Annotated in this window: 13 protein-coding genes, 4 tRNA genes and 1 pseudogene; 12 read left to right on the plus strand and 6 right to left on the minus strand. The window is 40.3% G+C overall.

Annotation, left to right across the window (positions count from 1 at the left end; all coding sequences use genetic code 11):
- Window positions 1-316, minus strand: a pseudogene (locus L1267_RS13415) (TonB-dependent receptor); the annotation flags it as partial.
- 245 nt (window positions 317-561) lie between these two features.
- Entirely contained in the window at window positions 562-2,910 is a 2,349-nt protein-coding gene (locus tag L1267_RS13420) for a DNA polymerase II (RefSeq protein WP_235383162.1), read from the minus strand.
- Between the two features lie 150 nt (window positions 2,911-3,060).
- Here L1267_RS13420 and dinG point away from each other — a divergent pair, with 150 nt between their 5' ends.
- The 8 genes from dinG to L1267_RS13460 all read left to right on the plus strand — a co-directional run bounded on the left by dinG (window position 3,061) and on the right by L1267_RS13460 (window position 9,157).
- Window positions 3,061-5,136: an ATP-dependent DNA helicase DinG gene (gene dinG / locus L1267_RS13425; protein WP_235383163.1), complete on the plus strand. Its 2,076-nt coding sequence runs from the start codon at window positions 3,061-3,063 to the stop codon at window positions 5,134-5,136.
- Window positions 5,136-5,912 (plus strand): TSUP family transporter, encoded by a 777-nt coding sequence (locus tag L1267_RS13430; protein ID WP_135925372.1) that lies wholly within the window; start codon window positions 5,136-5,138, stop codon window positions 5,910-5,912. The genes dinG and L1267_RS13430 overlap by 1 nt, the downstream gene beginning before the upstream one ends.
- Entirely contained in the window at window positions 5,913-6,521 is a 609-nt protein-coding gene (locus L1267_RS13435; RefSeq protein WP_235383164.1) for a primosomal replication protein, read from the plus strand.
- Entirely contained in the window at window positions 6,518-7,411 is an 894-nt protein-coding gene (locus tag L1267_RS13440) for a histone deacetylase family protein (protein WP_235383179.1), read from the plus strand. Before L1267_RS13435 ends, L1267_RS13440 begins: the two co-directional genes overlap by 4 nt.
- A 47-nt stretch (window positions 7,412-7,458) precedes the next feature.
- Window positions 7,459-7,737: a late competence development ComFB family protein gene (locus L1267_RS13445; protein WP_135925378.1), complete on the plus strand. Its 279-nt coding sequence runs from the start codon at window positions 7,459-7,461 to the stop codon at window positions 7,735-7,737.
- Entirely contained in the window at window positions 7,727-7,885 is a 159-nt protein-coding gene (locus L1267_RS13450) for a DUF2496 domain-containing protein (RefSeq protein ID WP_135925381.1), read from the plus strand. Before L1267_RS13445 ends, L1267_RS13450 begins: the two co-directional genes overlap by 11 nt.
- Window positions 7,886-7,957: 72 nt before the next feature.
- A complete protein-coding gene (locus tag L1267_RS13455; protein ID WP_138558017.1) occupies window positions 7,958-8,845 on the plus strand; it encodes a DMT family transporter in 888 nt (295 codons plus the stop codon).
- Window positions 8,846-8,914: 69 nt separating this feature from the next.
- Complete coding sequence (locus L1267_RS13460) at window positions 8,915-9,157, plus strand: hypothetical protein (RefSeq protein WP_058583760.1); 243 nt, start codon at window positions 8,915-8,917, stop codon at window positions 9,155-9,157.
- 15 nt (window positions 9,158-9,172) lie between these two features.
- On the opposite strand, the gene L1267_RS13465 is transcribed toward L1267_RS13460, so the two are convergent.
- From L1267_RS13465 to L1267_RS13480, 4 genes are read right to left on the minus strand one after another with little or no spacing between them, the layout of a single operon-like run.
- Window positions 9,173-9,829, minus strand: a complete 657-nt coding sequence (locus L1267_RS13465) for a tRNA (adenine(22)-N(1))-methyltransferase (RefSeq protein WP_235383165.1) — start codon at window positions 9,827-9,829, stop codon at window positions 9,173-9,175.
- Entirely contained in the window at window positions 9,829-10,758 is a 930-nt protein-coding gene (locus L1267_RS13470; RefSeq protein WP_235383180.1) for a class I SAM-dependent methyltransferase, read from the minus strand. The genes L1267_RS13465 and L1267_RS13470 overlap by 1 nt, the downstream gene beginning before the upstream one ends.
- 5 nt (window positions 10,759-10,763) lie before the next feature.
- Window positions 10,764-12,758, minus strand: a complete 1,995-nt coding sequence (uvrB, locus tag L1267_RS13475) for an excinuclease ABC subunit UvrB (protein ID WP_235383166.1) — start codon at window positions 12,756-12,758, stop codon at window positions 10,764-10,766.
- A complete protein-coding gene (locus L1267_RS13480) occupies window positions 12,755-14,134 on the minus strand; it encodes an MATE family efflux transporter (protein ID WP_235383167.1) in 1,380 nt (459 codons plus the stop codon). The genes uvrB and L1267_RS13480 overlap by 4 nt, the downstream gene beginning before the upstream one ends.
- A 1,066-nt stretch (window positions 14,135-15,200) precedes the next feature.
- Between L1267_RS13480 and L1267_RS13485 the strand changes: the two genes are divergently transcribed.
- The 4 genes from L1267_RS13485 to L1267_RS13500 all read left to right on the plus strand — a co-directional run bounded on the left by L1267_RS13485 (window position 15,201) and on the right by L1267_RS13500 (window position 15,577).
- Window positions 15,201-15,277 (plus strand) — tRNA-Asn (locus tag L1267_RS13485).
- Window positions 15,278-15,298: 21 nt separating this feature from the next.
- A tRNA-Asn gene (locus L1267_RS13490) sits at window positions 15,299-15,375 on the plus strand.
- A 19-nt stretch (window positions 15,376-15,394) separates the two neighbouring features.
- Window positions 15,395-15,471, plus strand: a tRNA-Asn gene (locus L1267_RS13495).
- 29 nt (window positions 15,472-15,500) lie between these two features.
- Window positions 15,501-15,577 (plus strand) — tRNA-Asn (locus L1267_RS13500).
- Window positions 15,578-15,584: the final 7 nt, after the last annotated feature.

The raw sequence follows: 15,584 nt of genomic DNA on the forward strand, positions 1-15,584 counted from the left end.
TAATAGTTGCTTGAGACTGAGCAGAGCTACCTGAACGCTCTGAGAATGAGCCGAATGAGTTCAATGAACTTGAACGAAGAGCGTCAGCTACAGTGAAATCACCTTCCATTTTGATATCAGCAGATGTGATGCTGATTACAGGTGATGCACCTTCAAGGTCAGTACGCTTGATGCGTGAACCTGTTACTTGAATGCGTTCAACTTTCTCTGCACTGTCGTCTTCAGCTGCAACAGTCGATGCAGAAAATGCAGCTGTTGATGCAGCACCAAAAGCAATCGCTAAGCGAACTGCTTTAGAAACTTTTTTATTTAACATTTGATTCTCCCTGGACCACTATATTGTGGCTATATTTAGCATAAGCTTGTTTATTATTTGTTATCACATCAGGACTGCGACCAACAAATAATAAACAAATTAAACAAAATATCCAGACATTTGTTTATAAAAAATTAATAAAAAACCACAAATGAAACCAAACTTTAATCTATCGCGCAAAATTCGTACAAAGACATCCATAGCCAAAACCCTTAGAAATAGGGACAAAAAGCAATATTCAGACCTTAAAACATTCGAATTTGCTTATTATTTCCAAATGAAATAATAGTACCCAAATCTGCAACTATCATTTCAGCTATTGGCAACAATTGCTTATTAACATAAACACCATAATCGTAATGATGTTTACCTGTGTAGTACTCAGCGCCACAATCGGTGTACACATATTCAATTATTTGCCCACGCTTGAAGCTAACAGTAGGATTTTTAACTATATATTGCTTAGCTGCTTTAACATGAGGAGGGATATTTTTTTGATAGTCTGTCAAATGCTGCCCTAATCGTTTACGGTAGACTAACATTGAGTCAAATTCACCTGCATAAAGCTTTTTGACATAATTATCAAATGCTTGGATTATTAAATCCTGGCTATTCTGTTCACTAAATAAAATTTTGAAAAGCTCTCTTTGAAATTGATGAGCCAATTCAGTCCAATCACTTCTGACTGTTTCCATTCCTTTAAAAACAAGTTCGCTAATTCCATCTTTAACCACATTTCCGACATATCGCTTTTTAGAACCCGTTGTTTTTCCTCTAATCGTGGGCATAAAAAAAGGGCTATAGTGGATTTCGAACTCAATTTCTAAAAAACTGTCTATTTTATAATGTTGTTGTAACTCGTGCTGCCAACGTATGTTTATTTTTCTTGCCAGTTCCGTACCGATTTCATTACAGTCTTGAGGATTCAGCTCATCAACTAATTTCACAAATGTCGAGTCAGTATCTCCATAAATTACTTCATAGCCCCATTCTTCAATCCACTGCTTGGTAGTTTGCATTATTTCATGACCACGCAGAGTGATTGAACTAGACAAGCGTGGATCATAAAAACGGCACCCTTTTGAACCTAACACTCCATATAAACTATTCATAATGATCTTAATCGCCTGCGAGAGCATAGGTTGGTCATTATCTTTGGCGACCTGTCTTTTAGCAGCGAGCTCTCGAATCAGTTCAGGTAAATGATGTTCGGTTCGTGAAAATAGCGCTTGATTAAAACCCTCTATTGCATTTTCTGGGCTTTTTAAACCCTCAATCAAGCCAAGTGGATCTATACAAAATGTTCTCATTATCGATGGATACAGGCTTTTGTAATCGAGCACGAGTATATTTCTATAAAGCCCTGGTTGTGATGGCATAACATAGCCACCGGGGCTGTCGAATGTTAGGCCATGATCCCCCAAATTGGGAGCTACATAGCCACTTCTATGTAATAAAGGTAGGTAGAGGTTAGTGAAAGCGGCAACAGATCCCCCCATTCTTTCAAGCTCTAAACCTGTTAACTGACTTCGTACAACTGCAAAATCGAGTAACCTAAGCTTTTCAAAAATACGCAGTACTAAAATGCAATCTTGTCTGTTGTAACTCGCAAGTGAAAGTTTATCTTCATTAAACTGACGAATGATCTCAGCAAGACGGTCGTCGGTGCTAATCAGTTTATCTTCGCCAAGCTCAATGCTTGCTACATTGGCAAGACTGAAGTTATCGTAATGATAGGTTGCATTTTTTAAGGTATCGATACCATCAATCACAACCCGACCAGGTATAGTTAAGCGGGTAAAGCTACCAACTCTCAACTGCATTTTTTCTTTATTGCGCCCTAAAGGTAACTCAACCCCAAGCGCTTCAGCACGTGCATGTAATACAGTAAAATCAAACTCAATGACATTCCAACCTATAATCACATCTGGATCTATAGTTTGAATAAGCGAGCAAAGGTGGTCTAGTAAATCAATTTCATCAACACACCATTGAATGCTAAATGGCAGTTCACTGGTATCTTGTGGCTGTCCTATCATTAACACCATATCGATGTTTTCGCCCACTAAGCCAACTGAAAATAGTACTCCCTCACCATTACATTCAATATCGAGTGACAAGCTTGAGAATCGAGGCGTAAACTCGCTATTTTTTTTGAATTTAGCATCAGTTAATACTGGATATGGGTGGCTTTTAATTAAACGACCTTTGGCCCAAACAGATCCTCTGATAAAACGCTCCATTAAAAACCTATCGACTGGGCGGATATCATCTTCATAGACTTTTATATGCTGTGCTTTGAGTCGTTTAGCTGCGTTGTAATAATGTTTCAATGAAGAGAAATAACAAGAAACCACTTGTTGCTGCATGAAGCTTTTAAGCTTCACATGCTTAATTTCGCAGATGATCCCATACTCGTTGAACACGCTTGTTGCAGCGTCTAATTGTGATTTATTAATAAAAAACACAGCGTGTTGTAAAGAGCTAATTAGCTTTACAGGCCCCTGCTGAGATAATATCCACACCACAATAGAAATGCCTTTAGCGCTATCATAGCATTGGGTGGAAAGAATAAAGCCAGAAACTAACTGCATGTTATTAGACCTTTTTTCGGAAATTTAGGCATTTTAGTTAAACAAAGCTAAGTGGATTAGCTAATTAAAGTAACAAGTCGCTTGTAGTTGCCCAGTTAAATCTCTAAAATTAATTACTGTAATTATATACATACTTTAGGTTATCTGGGCATGCTTTCTGACTCTTTAAAAAAAACAATTCGGCAAATTCATAAGCATGTTGCTGATAACCTCACCGATTACCGCCCTAGAAGTAGTCAAAACTATTTAGTTGCCGAAATAGCAAAAACGCTGGCTGGCGAGTACCATAAAAGCCAACGCATCTGTGTTATTGAAGCTGGTACAGGAACCGGCAAGTCGCTGGCTTATTGTTTAGGTGCAATGCCTTTGGCGATGGCCAAAAAAAAGAAATTAGTGATTTCGACGGCCACCGTTGCCCTACAAGAGCAGTTAATTAATAAAGAACTGCCGTTTTTTAAAGAACACTCTGGCCTTGATATTAAGTTTGATTTAGTGAAAGGACGACAGCGCTATATATGTGCGCAAAAACTCAGTGCTGCAGTAAATGGCGATAGCCAAACGCAAATGGAGTTTATGCCGACCCTATCATCGCCGCTCTCAGATATGGAAACCAAATGCTTAAAGCAACTTTATGATGCTTACTCAAAAAAGCAATGGCAAGGTGATCGCGATAGTTGGGCTGATACTATCCCCGATAAAGTTTGGAATTTAATAGCCTGTGATAAGCACTCATGCCAACGACAAATGCGTGCTCATCAGCTGTGCCCTTTTCATATGGCGCGTCAGCGTCTTATGCAAATGGATGTGTTGGTGATCAACCATTCTTTACTGCTGGCTGATCTAGACCTCGGTGGTGGTAAGATTCTTCCTGAGCCTGACGATACTATTTACGTAATTGACGAAGCGCACCATTTAGCTCACATCACCCGAGACTTCTCATCTGCAGCAGCAACAATCAAAGGCACCATAGATTGGCTCGACAAGCTTGTTAAATTCGCTGGTAAAATGGCAAATGTATTAGTAGGACAAAAAGCAATTGGGCAAAATTTTAAGCTGAGTGACAGTATCAATGATGCTGCAAAAAACTTAAAAGTCGTACGTGATATTCTTGATAATGCGGATTTTAGCTACAACAGTGATGATACCTATCGTTTTGAGCACGGTGAGATCCCTGCATCTTTACATGCTAAAGCAAAAGATATCAGCGATGCCACTCTTGATGCTCTAAGAGCACTAAACAAAATGCACGATACCTTGGTACAAGACGTAAGCGATGGCGATATAAAACCTTATGTAGCTGATCCTATCTTGGCTGAAAGTGGTCATTACATTAACCGTCTAGAGTTATTAAACAAATTGTGGTTTAGTTATGCAACAAAAGGCGAAGGTATTCCCCATGCTCGATGGATCAAACGCCTAGAGTATAAGAACCATCACGACCACTTACTCAGTGATTGCCCTATTGAAGTTGGCTATTACTTAAAAGATAAATTATGGAATCAATGTGCTGGTGCTGTGCTTTGTTCAGCTACTTTAACTGCACTTGGCTCATTTGATCATTTTGCTTATGAATGCGGCCTAGCCAAAGAAGAAGGCGTCAAATACATCAAAGTTCCCTCGCCGTTTGATTATCCTAAACAAGCAACACTGCATATTCCTGCAAGCCACATCGAGCCAACAGATAAAGCCTTTAGTGATCACTTGGCTGAACAATTACCTAAGTTTCTTGATGATAAAAAAGCTAATTTAGTCTTGTTTGCTTCTTATTGGCAGATGGATCACGTAGTAAAAGCACTGCGCAGCAAAGGAATTGACGTATTAGTTCAGGGTGAAATGTCTCGAGAAGCATTATTGAAAAAGCATAAAGCGAATGTTGACTTAGGTCGCGCAAGCTACTTATTTGGCACACAAAGCCTATCAGAAGGTCTAGATTTACCGGGCAAATACTTAGAAAACCTCGTCATTACAAAGATTCCGTTCGCGGTGCCTACCTCACCAATAGAAGAAGCACAGGCTGAATTTGTGCAAAGTAAGGGGGGGAATCCATTTTTGTCTATTACTGTACCTGATGCAGCAAAGAAATTAGTACAGAGCTGTGGTAGACTACTTCGAAAAGAGAATGATCAAGGACGAATTATTATTCTTGATCGCCGTTTAGTGACCAAACGATATGGCAAAGCCATGCTCGATACCTTGCCACCCTTTAAAAGACAAATTGATTATTAATGTTTGAATTAGCTTTAGATCCAACAACATGGGCACTCCTTTGCGCAGTAGCGCTGGCTGCAGGCTTTATTGATGCCATTGCTGGCGGTGGCGGCATGCTAACTGTACCAGCCTTATTGACAGCCGGTTTACCACCGCATCTCACTCTAGGGACCAATAAACTTGCAGCCAGTTTTGGCTCATTAACTGCAAGTGTGACATATTTTCGGAAAAAGTTATTTAACCCCCGGTTTTGGGCTGCGTCTATTTTAGCAACTGCCATAGGGGCACTTGTAGGTACATTAGTTGTAGATTACTTGAGTATTGAGTTTTTAAATAAATTACTACCGGTGGTGATTATTTTAGTGGCTTGTTACAGTCTCTTTGGCAGTTTAAGTACGACTGAGCATAACGAATTACCTGAGCTTGATGGCAAAACCAAAATTAAACAATGGCTACAAGGACTTGGCCTTGGTTTTTTTGATGGTTTAGCAGGCCCTGGTACTGGCACCTTTTGGACTGCCTCAAATAGCCTATTATATAAGATGAGCTTATTGCTAAATTGTGGGCTTGCTCGCTCAATGAACTTTGTTTCGAACTTTATTTCATTGATCACCTTTGTTGCGCTGGGCCATGTGAACTTTTTGCTTGGTATAACAATGGGCTTTTTCTTGATGTTAGGTGCCTGGTTAGGTGCGCATTCAGCAATTAAATTTGGTAGTAAAATGATCCGCCCAGTATTTAATACTGTGGTTATAGTGTTAGCATTAAAGTTAATCTATGAGGCTTATTTGTAAATGCATTCTCCTGCTTTTGACAAACTATGCGAGCAAATATCTAGGCTTAAACATCAAGCAAGCCAATTTGATAACGGCAACCTATTTGCTAAAAATCGCTACATGCAGGCACAACCAAGTTTGTTTGATAAGGCAGTATTTGCGACTAAAAGTATGAAACTTGCAGATTATGTAGCTGAAATAGAAGAAGAGTTAGCTAACCTGCCCCCAGCAGAACATCGCCATGCTTACCAATATGCTTTAGAGCGAATTGCACAGCAAGTTCAGGCTGTTTTTAATGTTATTAAATCAACACCTGTGTGGGCAAAAGAGAACAAATACAGTTTTAAACCCAAGAGCAAGCCACAAATATATAAACAAGCAGTTAAAAAGATCATACAGTCTTCACATGAACTTTACGATGAGCTCAAGCAAAACCATGAGTTTGAGCGCCGCTTAGTTTTAATGATTGAAGAAAGAAAGCTTAAACTTGATGCAGCTAGCCCAGCAAAGGCCACTGAAATAAATAAAGAGATCTTAGCTTTACACGCTCGTTTGGGTCGCTGTCGAAAAGCAATTTCAGCCACTGAAGATAAAATTCAACAAGTAGAAAAACAGCAGCTGAGATAATGTTTTACTACCACCCAAGTTATTCAGCGTTAGCTTTACCTGAGCGTCACCGCTTTCCGATTGAAAAATATCGCATGTTAAGGCAGCTTGTTAGCGACTTTATTGATGAGCAGCACTTCATTACCCCACAAAAAGCCACTCGCGCGCAGCTTGATCTATGCCATGACCCTGATTATGTCGACGCTTTTATAACAGGTAGCCTTGACAGCAAAGCGATAAAAAAAATGGGTTTTCCTTGGTCTGAAGCCTTAGTCGAACGAACACTTTATTCTGTCGGTGCAAGTATTCAAGGTGCTGAATTTGCACTACAACAAGGTGCTGCATTTAACTTAAGTGGCGATTATCACCATGCTTTTACGAGCTATGGTAGTGGTTTTTGTATTTTTAATGACTTAGCAATAGCCGCAGCACACTTAATTGAGAGCGAACAAGCCGATACCGTATTAATCTTTGACTGTGACGTTCACCAAGGTGATGGCACAGCCGAAGTAACACAAGCACACCCTCAAATAATTAGCTGCTCTATTCATTGCCAGCAAAACTTTCCGCGTATCAAGCAGCAATCAAATTACGACTTTGCTTTAGAGCATGGCACCTCAGATGCTGAATACCTTGAGACAGTAAATCAAGCATTAGCCTTAACAATTAGACTCCACCAGCCTGATATCATTTTGTACAACGCCGGCGCAGATATCGCAACGGATGATGAGTTAGGACACTTTCATGTCAGTTTAGAGGGCGTGTATCAACGTGACCATTTAGTATTAAGCCAAGCAAAGGAAGCAAAAATCCCACTCTTTGCAGCCATGGGCGGTGGCTATCAACGAAATGTAAGCCGTTTGGTTGATGTTCATGGTCAGCTTTTTAGAGCCGCTGTCGATTTATTCTAAGGCTTGGTATACACTTAAATATGACTTTTCTACTAGGTTGTTGGTATATGAAATTGCATGATGACATCCACAATTACTATGAAAAACTTGTTATTGAAGATATCGCTAAGCGCAAGTTAGATTCGTTGTATAATGATGATATTATGGCGGATTTATGCTGTACCGTACTTAATCAATTACCTGCTCGCTATATTCGCTATGACGTTGATATGGAATTTTATTTACCACAAACAGAGCGAATAAAAATGGAGCAACGCGTACAAACGGCTATCGATGTAGCAATCAGCCAAGTTGCGAAAAAAAAGGAATTACAAAATGAGCAGTGACTTAGAAAATGCTCCTGACTACATAAAAATCGCTGTTGATCTCATTATGCTCTTAGAGCAAAACGATGTGCCTGCCGAGGACGTTTTAGCAGCATTAGAAATCGTTAAATCTGACTTCGAAAAAAAACTTCCACAATCAACTGATTAATAGTCCGAAAATGGCGAGTATTGGGGCATAAATTTGATATGCTCAGGTTTTATAATTTAAGAATGTAAAACCATGTCATTGCCAAGTTTATTACGCTTATTCATCCTTGCTGCTATTTGGGGCGCTTCCTTCTTATTTATGCGCATGGCAGCGAATAGCTTAGGCCCTGCGGTATTAATTGAGTTAAGAGTTGGCTTTGCAGCAATTACACTGTTTATTTTTGCGTTGTACTTACGCAAGAAACTTGCGTTCGCGACCCACAAAAAGCATTTTTTCATTATTGGTGCGCTTAATTCCGCCATTCCCTTTTTATTGTTTGCTTATGCAGCACAAACAATTAACGCTTCAACCTTATCAATATTAAACTCAACAACCCCAATTTGGGGTGCCATCGTCGGTATTATTTGGAGCAAAACTAAACCCACTAAAAGTATGCTGCTTGGCTTGCTGTTAGGTTTAACGGGCGTGGCCATTTTAGTGGGGCAAAATAGTCTCACTATCGACAGCCAAGCCATTACGGCAATTGTTGCTGCGCTGTGTGCTTCACTCAGTTATGCCATTGCATCCCATTACACCAAACATGCACCAAAGTTGTCTGCTTTTGATAATGCCCATGGCAGTATGTGGGCGGCAAGTATTATGGTACTCCCGCTTATTTTTATTATTCCTGCCAGAGAAATGCCAAGTAACGAAGTTATGCTTGGTGTAGTGGCACTCGGTGTGCTGTGTACTGCTGTAGCATATATCCTGTTTTTCCGTTTGATTGATGATATTGGCCCAACCTCAGCACTGACTGTTACCTTTTTGATTCCACTATTTGGCATAATATGGGGTAATCTAATTTTAGATGAACAAATTGGGCCGAATACCTTAGTTGGCGCACTGTGTGTTATAGCAGGCACCATGCTGGTCACTGGCTTTATCCGTATCAAGCCGTTTTTAAAACGAAACACCTTGTAACAGAATGCAAATTGCATTTTTAAATACAACCTATACTCTATTAGGGACTAAAAATGGAAGGAGAAGTGTATGTCAGGTACTACCATGGTGGTGTTAATTGTGCTGATATCTGTGGGATCTGGGGTGATTTATGATATGTATAAAAAGCATCTCGAATTCAAATCACGCACCTTAAAAAATTCAAAAGAAGCGAACGAGCATGTAGCAGAAGTGACAAAAGAGCTGCAAGAGTTAAGAGAGCGTGTGCAAACGCTCGAAGCCATTGTCACCGATTCAAGCTACAACGTAAAACAAGAGATTAATAAACTTTAATTAAGTTAGCTCTAATTAAGATAATAATGCACTGTATTGATCAAGCACTGGCTGATAATAATCGGCGTCTTGATTCAACATGCGTTGGTAATGAGCACATAATTGCTTTAAATAAGCTTGGTGCTCTTTACTTGTTAGTTGCCACATTTGCTGTCCAATGCGGGTGATGAGCTGCGATGATGACGCACTCATTACGATGATTTCGTAAAAGCGTTTATTTTCACAAACCAACTGCTCAGACACGAGCCCTAATTGTAGTGTTTGTAAATAACTGCGAACTTGATAACTGTGATGTACAGGGCAAACAATAAAGTCGATGTAAGTATTTGGGTTTTGGCTAACAATCTTAGCTAAAAACTGTACTAACAGCTCTCCCCCTACTCCTGCAATAATAACTAGGTGGCGTTTTTGTGGGTCTGGTGTAATCGCTGCAACATCTTGGCAATGCACCTGCCAGCGTCCGCGTTGCTCTTCGTTGCAAAAGCGTTCTAGTTTATCATTTAGTGCCTGCATTAACTCAGGCACTATATCAACGAAATGTATTAACTGTGCTTTATCTTGCTGTAAAAGCTCAATCCCTAACAAACCGTGGTCGCAGCAGCAGTCCCAGATTTCGTCATAACCTGAATCAACTAAATCAACGATGGCTGATAGTCGTTTACTCAGTGCCATTAGTTTGCTGTTTTATAAACTAAAGCTTTTAGACTACGATCACTGTCTACTTCAACAAAGCCATCGGTAGCTGCGAGTCGCTCAACAAAGCTAATTGCCCCTTGCGTATGATCGCTAATGAGATCTTTAAACGCCTGCTCTGAAAGCTCAGGACTATTCGCACACAGTAGTAATTGAGTGTGTTCATTTAGTAGCTCAGGTAAACGACGCAGAATTTTTTGATAATCCTTGGTCAATATAAAGCTGCCTTTTTGAAAGCTAGGTGGATCAACGATGATCAATTCATAGGGCGCAGATTTCTTTAGCTTACCGAATGACTTTAAAATATCGTGCGGGAAATAACTAACACCTTGCTCAAAACCATTTAACTGATGATTTTGTTTACCCGTTCGAAGCACACCTTTATTCATATCCATATTTATAACTTGGTCAGCACCACCTTGCATTGCTGCAACAGAAAAACCACAAGTATATGAAAACAGGTTGAGCACTTTTGCGTTTTTACTATTGGCTTGAACAAACTCTCTGCCACGGCGCATATCAGGGAAAATTCCCGTGTTTTGGCGACTCAGTAAATCAACTTTAAACTTAATGCCATTTTCACTGACAAGGTGTTCTTGTGGTAATTCGCCAAACATTAGCGCATTACGGGTATTAATCCCGCTACGTTGCTGGTATACCAATGCAGTAACAAGCTCAGGCGAGTTCTCTTGCGCCCATTGCCATAGGGTATCTGTTAATTGCGCAAGTACCTGCTCATCTATTTCTTCATATGAAACTAAAAAGAGTGCGGGCGGATAAAAATCCAAATTAATGTGGCTCAGCTCAGCCACTGAGTGGCCACGACCATGAAATACACGGCATAATTCATTAGCAGCAAGTGGCGCCTCTGCTAATGCATTTAAAATGGCAGAAAAATCGTTTGTCATCATCTTTAGTTAATTAACTGTTGTTGTAATTCGTGAATCTCATCTCGCACAGAAGCCGCTTTTTCAAATTCAAGGTCGCTGGCGTAGGCATGCATTTTCGCTTCAAGGGCTTTAATTTGGCTGGCAATATATTTTGCGCTGAGCACTTTTTTAGACTCTTTACGCACCAATTTAAGATTATCTTTAGGACTTGCTTCTTCGCCCAGATCCATAATATCGGTGATACTTTTCACCAGTGCTTGCGGCTCAATACCGTGCTCAAGGTTATAAGCTTGTTGCTTTTCGCGGCGGCGATCTGTTTCGTCAATGGCTTGTCGCATAGAATTAGTAATGCGGTCGCCATACAAAATCGCTTTACCATTTAAGTGACGAGCAGCACGACCTATGGTTTGAATAAGCGAACGAGTAGAACGTAAGAAACCTTCTTTATCAGCATCAAGTATCGCAACCAGTGAAACCTCTGGCATGTCGAGACCTTCTCGTAATAAGTTAATGCCCACTAACACATCAAATACACCAGCACGCAAATCGCGGATAATTTCGACCCGTTCAACGGTGTCGATATCTGAGTGCAAGTAACGCACTTTTACATCATGGTCGTTGAGATAATCGGTTAAATCTTCTGCCATACGCTTAGTTAAAGTGGTTACAAGTACCCGCTCGTTCACTTCAACTCGTTTATAGATTTCTGAGAGTAAGTCATCAACCTGGGTGCCCACAGGGCGAACTTCAATTTCTGGGTCAATAAGCCCGGTTGGACGAATAACCTGCTCGGCAACCTCCCCTGATGAGCGCTCAAGCTCAAAGTCACCAGGTGTTGCCGACACATAAATAGTTTGCGGCGCAATGGCTTCAAATTCTTCAAAACGTAATGGCCGGTTATCTAATGCTGATGGCAAGCGAAAGCCATACTCAACAAGATTTTCTTTACGGCTTCTGTCACCTTTGTACATAGCGCCAATTTGCGACACTGTAACGTGTGATTCATCAATAATCATCAATGCATCATCGGGTAAGTAGTCAAGTAAAGTCGGCGGCGGATCGCCCGGTGTTCTACCAGATAAGTAACGCGAGTAGTTTTCGATGCCTGAGCAATAACCAAGCTCGGTCATCATTTCAATATCGTACTGGGTGCGCTGCGCAATACGTTGCTCTTCTATAAGTTTGTTGGCACTGAGTAATTGAGCTCGGCGATCTTTCAACTCATCTTTAATTTTATCTATGGCATCGAGAATTTTTTCACGGGGTGTTACATAGTGCGTTTTCGGGTAAATAGTCGCGCGTACTATGTGCTTCTCAACAGCCCCAGTTAGCGGATCAAAAATACTTAAGCGCTCAATTTCATCGTCAAACATTTCCACACGAACGGCATAAGTGTCAGATTCAGCAGGAAATATATCAACTACTTCACCACGAACACGGTATGTGCCACGGCTAAATTCAATATCGTTTCGTGTATATTGCAGCTCAGCAAGACGACGCAGCATATCGCGCTGATCGACGGTTTCACCAACCTTCAGCAATAGCATCATCTTCATATATGAGTCAGGGTCGCCCAAACCATAAATAGCAGATACCGAGGCCACAATAATTGTATCGCGTCTTTCTAAAAGCGCTTTGGTAGCACTTAAGCGCATTTGCTCAATGTGCTCATTGATAGACGCATCTTTTTCTATAAAAGTATCACTGGCAACAACATAAGCTTCTGGCTGGTAATAGTCGTAATAAGATACAAAATACTCAACCGCGTTATGCGGGAAAAACTCTTTCATTTCGCCATAAAGCTGTGCGGCGAGTGTTTTATTGTGTGCCATGATAATGGTTGGGCGATTCAAATCATTAATAATATTGGCCATGGTGAAGGTTTTACCCGTCCCTGTAGCCCCTAATAATGTTTGATGAGCAAGCCCAGCCTCAAGGCCATCTTTTAACTGTGCTATTGCCGTTGGTTGGTCACCACTTGGCTTAAATTTAGAAACTAGTTGGAAATGGTCGCTCATGAATGACACTCCTTCATATATGACTCACTTAACCCATCAACTTCTTTGATGAACCATTTAAAGGCTACCACTGCCGTAAATAAATTACCGATGGCTGCACCAATAAAGAGTCCTTTTAAACCGGCAATTTCACTGCCAACATAAGCAAAAGGTACATAAAAAACAAACAGACGAACCACACTTAAAATCAGTGCATTCATTGGCTTATGCAGGGCATTAAATGAAGAGTTAGATAAGATAATTATTCCTTGCAGACCATAACTTAGCGGCAAAATATAAATGAATAGCTTAATCACATCCATTACTGCTTGCTCTTTACCAAATACATCAGCGATAAAACCAGAGGTTAACAGCAGTAAAATATAAATAGCGAACTGCCAAATCATCACAAACTTTAAAGTTTTTGTGTAGGCTTCTTTGACACGTTCAAACTTACCCGCCCCAAAGTTTTGACTAACAAATGGCGGCAAGGTCATCGACAAAGCAAGTACTACAAGGCTTGCAATAGATTCAATTCGGCTTCCTACACCAAACGCCGCGACGGCTTCAGGACCATGTTTAGCCACTAATGCTGTCATGACAGCCATTGCAATTGGCGTTAACATATTTGCGCCAGCCGCAGGTAAACCAATTTTTAGGACTTTTCGAATTGAGCTCAATGGCGTTTGCGAACCAGCATGCAAACTTAACAACCCATTCTTAACAGCAAGAATATAAAGGATGATAATTACTGCCACTGCCCAAGCTATGACACTTGCGATGGCTGCACCTTGAATTCCTAAAGCGGGGATAGGCCCAAAGCCAAAAATAAGCATAGGGTCTAAAATGGCATTAATGAGCCCCGCCCCACCCATTACTATGCTCGGTGTTTTAGTATCGCCACTGGCACGTAGCACAGAGTTTCCGACCATTGGGGTAATTAAAAACACACTGCCTAAAAACCACACACTCATGTAATCATGGATCAAAGGCAGTACTAACTCCCCAGCCCCAAGTAATTTAAAAATAGGTTCGATAAATACATAACCGACAACCGATAAAGAAAACACCATAACAACAGCGACAAGTAATGACATACTTGCATCAAAGCGCGCCTCGTCTAGCTTGTCGCTGCCAAGTGCTTTTGCAATAACTGCTGAAGTGCCTATTCCTAAACCGATAGCAAGGCTGATAACGGTAAACGTCACGGGAAACGTAAAACTCACCGCAGCGAGAGGTTCAGTTCCAAGTAAACTGATGAAAAAGGTATCTACCAAATTAAACATCATTAGTGTAATCATTCCAAAAATCATCGGAATGGTCATTTTCTTTAAGGTCGGCAGAATGGGAGAGTTTAAAAGATCAGGTTTAGATTTGCTCTGCGGTGTCACGCTCATAAGAATATTTTGCCTCTTTATCTTAGCTTGTAAGTTTAAAGCATCCTCGGCTTGCAAGCTATGCTTTATTAAAAGAAACAAACGAGATAGATAAAACTCCTTATTTTGATGCTTTCATTGATAAATAGTGACTAACCCCTATAAAAAACAAAATACAAACATCATTAATATCTTTATTACAATTAAAAGGCAGATATCGCTGTTTTTTTACACACTAAATACTGTTGTTTCATCGTCACAAATAATTTTACTAATCAATTCAGCATGGCTTCAGGTAAAAATATTAACCTGCTGATTTAATTAGATTTAAAAAAACTGAATTAAATACTTGAAATTGCTAGAGCGCCCTATATTTCTGGCATCAACGCTGTTCTTAAAGTTTCATAAACAGAGTTATCCACAGAAATCGTGGATAACTCTCTGTAAGCCGCAAATATAAAGGCTTTTAACAGCTATCGATCTTTGAGTTAAGCTTAAAGACTGAAGTGTATTATTTTAAGCCTTTTAATTGTTCCGCAATAGAAATCAGCAAAAATTTCTACAGCCTGAACCAAAAATGAAAACAACAAACAAGGATGCAGTAGCTTTTTTTAAAACTAAACAACTGATTTAAATGATTAAAAAAACACCAGCTAAGCTTTGTTAAACTGCCATATTTATTTATTGGCAAAAAAACCTATCGTTTCTGTGAGATAAATACAGCTAAAAAATACGACTCGATACAGTTACAAACATACCAATGTTTAAAAATTCAGTACTGTCGTTTTGTGATAAATACAAATACTAGATAAGTAATTATTTTCTCCGTTAAATTGTAAAAAACATCTTAACTAATACTTTTTTGACGTTTAAAACCACAAGCCTGCTCAAAAAAAATGCAATGATAGCGTTTTAGCGACATAAAACTTTAACTGAATGGCGCTATCCAACATGATTTCAAGCCATATTTTGCTCAGATCGAACATAAAAACATCGAATAAGCTTCTTTTTTGAATTTATGAAGTTTTTATGTTGACACTTTGCAATGCTGTCATTAATATTTCGCCCCGTTGAAAGGCATGACGCTTCCCCCTTAGCTCAGTTGGTTAGAGCGACGGACTGTTAATCCGCAGGTCCCCCGTTCGAGTCGGGGAGGGGGAGCCAAGTTTTTCAGCCATAAACGATTCCCCCTTAGCTCAGTTGGTTAGAGCGACGGACTGTTAATCCGCAGGTCCCCCGTTCGAGTCGGGGAGGGGGAGCCAAGTTTATGAATATGATTGTTCCCCCTTAGCTCAGTTGGTTAGAGCGACGGACTGTTAATCCGCAGGTCCCCCGTTCGAGTCGGGGAGGGGGAGCCAAATCATAGCACCACACTACTCTATTTAGTTCCCCCTTAGCTCAGTTGGTTAGAGCGACGGACTGTTAATCCGCAGGTCCCCCGTTCGAGTCGGGGAGGGGGAGCCAACTCCAA

It is taken from the genome of Pseudoalteromonas sp. OFAV1 (genome assembly GCF_021532595.1).
GTDB classification, from domain to species: Bacteria; Pseudomonadota; Gammaproteobacteria; order Enterobacterales; family Alteromonadaceae; genus Pseudoalteromonas; species Pseudoalteromonas lipolytica_C.